Annotated in this window: 5 protein-coding genes and 1 pseudogene; 3 read left to right on the plus strand and 3 right to left on the minus strand. The window is 67.3% G+C overall.

The genetic code is table 11. The features are described 5' to 3' along the window. Positions 1 to 39: 39 nt before the first annotated feature. Positions 40 to 1,623, minus strand: coding sequence for a DUF3369 domain-containing protein (locus tag GTP90_RS22000; protein ID WP_161085538.1), 1,584 nt, complete (start codon positions 1,621 to 1,623; stop codon positions 40 to 42). A gap of 240 nt (positions 1,624 to 1,863) precedes the next feature. On the opposite strand from GTP90_RS22000, the gene GTP90_RS22005 reads away from it, so the two are divergent. Both GTP90_RS22005 and GTP90_RS22010 read left to right on the plus strand, forming a co-directional pair. Then, positions 1,864 to 2,343, plus strand: coding sequence for a chemotaxis protein CheW (locus tag GTP90_RS22005; RefSeq protein WP_161085539.1), 480 nt, complete (start codon positions 1,864 to 1,866; stop codon positions 2,341 to 2,343). 20 nt (positions 2,344 to 2,363) lie between these two features. Then, complete coding sequence (locus GTP90_RS22010) at positions 2,364 to 4,103, plus strand: methyl-accepting chemotaxis protein (protein ID WP_161085540.1); 1,740 nt, start codon at positions 2,364 to 2,366, stop codon at positions 4,101 to 4,103. Positions 4,104 to 4,106: 3 nt separating this feature from the next. On the opposite strand, the gene GTP90_RS22015 is transcribed toward GTP90_RS22010, so the two are convergent. Together GTP90_RS22015 and GTP90_RS22020 are read right to left on the minus strand one after the other, a co-directional pair. Next, a complete protein-coding gene (locus GTP90_RS22015) occupies positions 4,107 to 5,108 on the minus strand; it encodes a J domain-containing protein (protein WP_161085541.1) in 1,002 nt (333 codons plus the stop codon). A 115-nt stretch (positions 5,109 to 5,223) separates the two neighbouring features. Continuing rightward, complete coding sequence (locus GTP90_RS22020; protein WP_161085542.1) at positions 5,224 to 6,375, minus strand: class I SAM-dependent methyltransferase; 1,152 nt, start codon at positions 6,373 to 6,375, stop codon at positions 5,224 to 5,226. Positions 6,376 to 6,432: 57 nt separating this feature from the next. Between GTP90_RS22020 and GTP90_RS37065 the strand changes: the two are divergent. Next, a pseudogene (locus GTP90_RS37065) lies at positions 6,433 to 6,557 on the plus strand (SDR family oxidoreductase); the annotation flags it as partial.

The raw sequence follows: 6,557 nt of genomic DNA on the forward strand, positions 1-6,557 counted from the left end.
TGGCGTCCGGCCGCGCGCCCGCGCCGGCCCTGCCTGGTCCTAGTCCGGCGTGTGGCCGATGGTGGGGTCGCGCTCGATCAGGTCCAGCAGCGCGGCCACCACCTCGGGGTCGAACTGCTTGCCGGAGCGCTCGGTGATGTAGGTCATCACCTCGGTGTGCGGCCACGGATCCTTGTACGGGCGCTCGTGCAGCAGCGAATCGAACACGTCGACCACGGCGACGATGCGGGCCGACACCGGGATCGCGCGCCCCACCAGCTGGTTGGGATAGCCGTTGCCGTCGAAGTGCTCGTGGTGGCCGCCGGCGATCTCGGCGCCGTAGGTCAGGTAGCTGACGCCGTCGACCATATTGGCGGCGCGCTCCAGGATGGACTTGCCGACCGCCGCGTGGGTCTGCATCTCGGCCCGTTCCTCGGGCGTGTGGATGCCCGGCTTGAGCAGGATGTGGTCCGGCGTGGCGACCTTGCCGACGTCGTGCAGGATGCTGGCCAGGCCGATCATCTCCAGCAGCTGCGGCGTGAGCTCGTCGGCATACACGCCGCGCGCGGCCATCCGCTGGGCCAGCGAGGTCGACAGCATCTGCACGCGCCGCACATGGCCGCCGGTGCCGCTGTCGCGGAACTCGGCCAGGTCGGCCAGCGCCACCACGGTGGCCTCCTGCGCCTTGCGCAGCTGGCCGAACATGTACAGGTTGTCGAACGCGGCCGCGATGCGCTGGCAGAACACCTCCAGCAGGTCGCGCTGGATCTGCGCCAGCGGCCACGGCGGCGTGACCGAAATGGCCACCTCGCGGTTTTCCTGCGTGTGGATGAACAACACATTGGCCGGATGCTCGAACTGGCTCTTCTTTTCCGCGAAGGCCTTGGCGATGGTCGGCCACAGCGGATGGCTGGCCGGCATCAGCTCGGACTCGCCCAGCGCCGCGTAGCCGCCGGTGGCCGCCACCACGCTGGTGACGCCGGTGTCGCCCTGCATCAGGCACAGCACGCCGTCGGCGCCGACGTCGAGGATGGCGCTCACCTGGTTGAGCACGCCCGAGGCGAACTCGCGCAGCGAATGAATCTGGTACAGGTTGGTGGCGCCGGCCAGGATCTTGCCCAGGCCGATGCGGCTGCGCTCGAGCATGTTCAGGCTCTCGTACGCGCGCAGCGCCGAGATCACCGTGGTGAACAGCTTCTGCGTGGTCAGCTCGGTCTTGGCCTTGTAGTCGTTGATGTCGTATTCGATGATGACGCGCTGCTCGGGCGCCTGGCCCGGCTGGCCGGTGCGCAGCACCACGCGCACGATGGCGTTGTGCAGCTCCTCGCGGATGCGGCGCGCCAGCAGCAGGCCGGCGTCGTCGGTTTCCATCACCACGTCCAGCAGCACCAGCGCGATGTCGGGCGTGTCGCGCAGGAACTCGTAGGCCTCGCGCCCGCTGTAGGCCGAGAACAGCTCGAGCTCGCGGCCCTTGAACGAGACGTTGCGCAGCGCCAGCCGCGTGACCGCGTGCACGTCGACGTCGTCGTCGACAATGAGCACCCGCCACAGGCGCTGTTCCGGCGACCCCGTTCCGTCAACTGGCGCCGGCTCCTCGTCTTCCTGGATCAGCCAGTTGTCGTCTGCGGCGTTGGAATCGGTCATCACATCTCCTGGCGCTAAGCCCGTGGCTGTCTTAGTCCTAGCATAATCAGATTCCCCCCCTGTGACAACCCCCTTCGAAATTGATAGCAACAGGCGTGCGTTTTTCGCCCATGCCGGGCTTTGCCGCGCTCGTCAGCGGGCCGCGAACCTGATACGCTAGCGCCGTCATTGTAAGGATTGCGGCGCGGTCGCCGACCAAGGCGATATCGCGATCAGATCAATATTTCAAGGACCACCATCATGCAAGAAAACGCATCGGACATCGCCGGACGCGAGTTCCTCGCCTTCACCCTTGGCGCCGAGGAATACGGCATCGACATCCTCAAGGTGCAGGAGATCCGCGGCTATGAGGCGGTCACCCGCATCGCCAACGCGCCCGAGTTCATCAAGGGCGTGATCAACCTGCGCGGCATCATCATCCCCGTGGTCGACATGCGCATCAAGTTCAAGCTCGGCGAGCCGGTGTACGACCAGTTCACCGTGGTCATCATCCTCAACATCGGCGGGCGCGTGGTGGGCATGGTGGTGGACTCGGTGTCGGACGTGACCACGCTCATGCCCGACCAGGTCAAGCCGGCGCCGGAGATGGGCACGGCCTTCAACTCCGACTACATGATCGGCCTGGGCACCATCGACGAACGCATGCTGATCCTGGTCGACATCGACAAGCTGATGTCGAGCGACGAGATGGGCCTGACCGACGTCGCCGCCGCCAGCTGACCCCTTAACCTGCCCGCCCCATGAACCTGACCAACTTCAAAATCAAAACCCGCCTCGGCGCCGGCTTCGGCGTGCTGGTGCTGCTGATGCTCATCATGATAGCGACCGCCATCGGCCGCTTCGGCGCCATCAGCCAGAGCGCCAAGGGCATCGTCGAGCGCGACTGGCCGAGCGCCTCGGCCGCCGCCACCATCGACGCCGCCGCGCGCGAGGACGCGCGCCGCGTGCTGGCCCTGTTCGTCATCACCGACAAGGCCCAGCGCGCCAAGAGCTATGAGAAGATCGACCAGGACAAGAAGACCATCGACGCCGCGCTGGCCACGCTGGGCCAGCTGACCGAGACGCCCGACGAGAAGGCGCTGCTGGCCAAGATCCAGGCCGCGCGCGCCACCTACAACACGGCCTTCCTGAAGGTGGCCGACCTGGTCGAGGCGGACGATCGCGACAAGGCGTCCGAGCTGATGAACCGCGAAGCCTTCCCGGCGCTCGACACGCTTGAGGAGCTGACCGGCGCCATGGTCAAGCAGCAGAAGACCGACATCGAGGACGGCGGCAAGGTCGCCACCGGCCACATCGACTTCTCGCGCACCATGATGATCGTGCTGGGCGTGGTGGCGCTGATCGTCTCGGCCGCGCTGGCGGTGTGGATCACGGCCTCGATCACCGGCCCGCTGGAGGAGGCGGTGGCGATCGCCAAGTCGGTCGCGGCCGGCGACCTGAGCACCCACATCGAGGCGCGCGCCAGCGACGAGACGGGCGAGCTGCTGGAGGCGCTGCAGCACATGAACACCAGCCTGGCGCGCACCGTGCACGAGGTACGCAGCAGCACCACCACCATCAACCGCGCCTCGGCCGAAATCGCCAGCGGCAATATGGACCTGTCGGGCCGCACCGAGTCGCAGGCCAGCTCGCTGGAGGAAACCGCCAGCACCATGGAGGAGCTGACCTCCACCGTCAAGCAGAACGCCGACAACGCGCGCCAGGCCAACCAGCTGGTGATCTCGGCATCGTCGGTGGCCACGCGCGGCGGCGAGCTGGTGGCCCAGGTGGTCGACACCATGGGCTCGATCAAGGCCAGCTCCAGCAAGATCGTCGACATCATCGGCGTGATCGACGGCATCGCCTTCCAGACCAACATCCTGGCGCTCAACGCGGCGGTAGAAGCGGCGCGCGCCGGCGAGCAGGGGCGCGGCTTCGCGGTGGTGGCGTCGGAGGTGCGCAGCCTGGCGCAGCGCTCGGCCACGGCGGCCAAGGAAATCAAGGTGCTGATCGACGATTCGGTGGAGAAGGTGGACGGCGGCAGCGCCGTGGTGGACGAGGCCGGCCAGACCATGGGCCTGATCGTCACCTCGGTGCAGCAGGTGGCCGACATCATGGCGGAGATCACCTCGGCCAGCCAGGAACAGAGCATGGGCATCGAGCAGGTCAACGAGGCGATCTCGCAGATGGACGAGATGACGCAGCAGAACGCCGCGCTGGTGGAGCAGGCGGCAGCGGCCGCGCAAAGCATGCAGGACGAGGCGGCCACGCTGTCGGCCTCGGTCAGCGTGTTCAAGCTCGATAGCAGTTACGCGGCGCCGGTGGCCAGGCCGGCAGCGGCGGCCCGTCCGGCCGTCGCCAAGGCGGCCGCCACGGCGCCACGGCTGGCGCCAGCCGGCAAACCGGCGGAAGCCAAGCCGGCAGCCCGTCCGGCCGCGAAGCCGGCAACCAAGACCGCCAAGCCCAAGGCCGATCTGAATTCGGAGTGGGAAGAGTTCTAGGTACTAATTGTTGACCGGCGCCGGCTCCGCCTTGGCCGCCGCTGTGCGGCTGGCGGGCGCGCAGCCGCTCTGGTTGGCGCCCACGTCCAGGTTCTGGTAGCGGATCTCGTATTTGCCGTTGGCGAGCTTGTCGACCACCAGCTTGTCGTGCGCCTGCACGTAGGCGTAGCGCACGTTGGAATGGCGCTCGGTGTCGTAGATCTTGATGAACACCGCCGACGCGTTGCCGGCGTTGTCCAGCGTCAGCTGCATGTCGTCGCCACGGTTGGCGACCGGGAAGCCGGTCATGTAGCCGGACTGCGTTGGCCACGGCTCGCCGTTGGGCGCGACCAGGGTCTGGGTTTCGCTTTCGCAATCGGCGCTGGCGTTCGGCAGTATCACCTGCGACAGCGCCTGCACCTTGATCGCCGCCGGCCGGCTGCTGTTGGCCTCCGGGTAGTACGGCTGGGCGCCGGCCCAGGCCTCGCGCATCTCGGCCTTGGGATCGCGCGCCACGGCACGCGCTTGCGCGCCCCTGCCATTATCGGCCTTGCCGCCCCACGCCGCCGCCAGCGCGGACGACACCACCTGCGTTTCGGACATCATGGTCACGCCGGCCACCCAGCCCACCATCAGGCTGGCCGCCAGGCCGCCCCACCACTTCCACGCGCCGCGCCGGCGCGCACGCGGCAGGTCGTCGACCGGCTCCGGGCTCCAGGCCCGCTCCGCGCCGTCGTGGCGGTGCTTGTCGCCGCGCTGGCCGTCCTCGTGGTGGGTGCTCTCCAGCCATTCGATTTCCCATTCCTCGGCCGCGATCCATTCGTCGTGCTCCTTGCGGCGCTGGGTGTCGGACAAGGTGTCGTAGGCGCTGTTGAGAATGGCCATGATGCGCGCAGCCTTCTCATCCCCCGGATTTTTGTCCGGGTGGTATTTTTGACTGAGCGCCTTGTAGGCGGCACGTATGACTTCCTGCGGCGCCATGCGCGACACCTTCAGGTTGTCATAGTGAGTGTGTATCTTTGCCATCGTTCCAATAATTGTCCGGCGAGCGTGCGTTATTCATCATAGCCGATCTGGCGCGCCGTAACCCAGCGATCAAACAAGGTTTGGCCTTGCTGTTCTGACCACTGTAACATTTAATCTACAGGCGGTGGGTGCGGTCATGGGCGGCGATGGCGTCCGGCAAGGCGACGTTCTTGCCGATCACCAGCACCTTGAACAACTCGCCCATCTCGGCCGGCGACAACAGCTTTTGCAAGGCCTTGGCCTGGGGCAGGTAGCGCATCGCGTCGGACGGGTCGGTGCGCAACAACAGCTCGCCGGCGCCGGCGCCAATCAGGAAGCCGGCCTGGTTCAGGTAGGCCAGCACGTCGGCGCCCGCCTCCTGCGCGGCCAGCGCCATCGCCGTGAAATCGACGTGGGCGGTGATGTCCTGCAGGCCCGGATAGTAGAACGGGTCCGGGTGCGCATGGTGGCGGTAATGGCACATCAGGGTGCCTGTGGCGCGCTGTTCCAGGTAGTACTCGTGCGCCGGGAAGCCGTAGTCGAACAGGAAGGCGGCGTTGGCGCGGCCGTTGCGCAGCATTCGTGCCAGCGTCGCCATGAAGCCGCAGGCCACGCCGTGCACCTCGGTCACGTAGCCGACCGGCAGGCTGTCGTGGTCCTGGATCTGCAGCGCGATCTGCGCCAGCAGCTCGGGGCCGGCCGGGACCTCGAGATAATCGAAGCGGCCGTCGCGCACCGTCACCCGCAGTTCCTGCCAGCCTTCCGGGTGCCTGGTGATCAGCTGGACCGGCATGGCGTCGAGCACCTCGTTGCCGACCACCACGCCGTCGAAGGCGTCGGGGAATTCGTCCAGCCACTCCACCTGCGGGAAATCGCGCAGCTTGTCCTGCTGGCGCGCGCGCAGTTCGCCGGACAGCTCGACGATGAAATAACGCTCGATCGCCACGCCGGCGGCGGCCATCTCGGTCAGGATGTCGAAGGCCAGCTTGCCGGTGCCGGCGCCGAATTCGAGGATCCGCGGCGCGCTTTGGGCGATAATAGCGGCTGCGGCCTGGGCCACGGCGGCGCCGAACAGCGGCGTAAGCTCGGGCGCGGTTGTAAAATCGCCATCTTTGCCGAGTTTGGCGGAGCCGCCGCTGTAGTAGCCCAGGCCGGGCGCGTACAGGGCCAGCTCCATGTAGCGGGCGAAGGAAATGGCACCGTCGTTGCGCGCGATTTCGGCGGCGATCAGGTGCTGCAGGGCGTGGGACGCGGCCAGCGCGTCACTGGTAGGGACAGGTAGGGACATAACCGGCATTGTAGCGAATCGGCGCGCCGGGCCGCCATTTTGACATTCAGACAGCACATGACGACAGCAGAACAAACTCCAGCCGGCGCACACGTTGCGCCCGTGGCGCTCGTGACCGGCGCCGGCCGCCGCATCGGCCGCGCCATCGCGCTCGGCCTGGCGCGCGCCGGCTGGGACGTGGC

The organism is Duganella vulcania (assembly GCF_009857655.1).
GTDB lineage: Bacteria > Pseudomonadota > Gammaproteobacteria > Burkholderiales > Burkholderiaceae_D > Rugamonas > Rugamonas vulcania.